Source organism: Polaribacter sargassicola (assembly GCF_021991835.1).
GTDB classification, from domain to species: Bacteria; Bacteroidota; Bacteroidia; order Flavobacteriales; family Flavobacteriaceae; genus Polaribacter; species Polaribacter sargassicola.
This window is the reverse complement of sequence record NZ_JAHDAU010000207.1, coordinates 1-286: the sequence shown is the minus strand read 5'-3', so window position 1 is coordinate 286 and position 286 is coordinate 1. Positions and strand designations below refer to the sequence as shown.

Genomic DNA, 286 nt, shown 5'->3' with positions numbered 1-286 from the left:
CCACCTTGAAAGCTTGACATCACAGCTGGATTCGCACCATCTTCAGCAGCTACACCGTATAAACCGTTAGGGTATTGCCCTACCTCAGTAGGAAGGGTTACTGTAAGGTGTTTGTAAATAAATCCTCGGCTAACGCCTGGTTGTTTGCGTTTACCGCTTAACCCATATAAGTCAACACCTAATTTTATTCTTTCGTTAATTTTAATATCAAGATTTGATCTTATTTGATACTGTTTAAAGCTCAAATCTCCTGATTTATATTGCCCTCCTTGATTTAAAAAGTCTC

Annotated in this window: 1 protein-coding gene; it reads right to left on the bottom strand. The window is 38.5% G+C overall.

The annotated features are described in order from the left end of the window. Positions 1 to 286 (bottom strand): hypothetical protein (locus tag KI686_RS16510; RefSeq protein WP_237590403.1); only part of this gene is annotated, 286 nt, incomplete at both ends.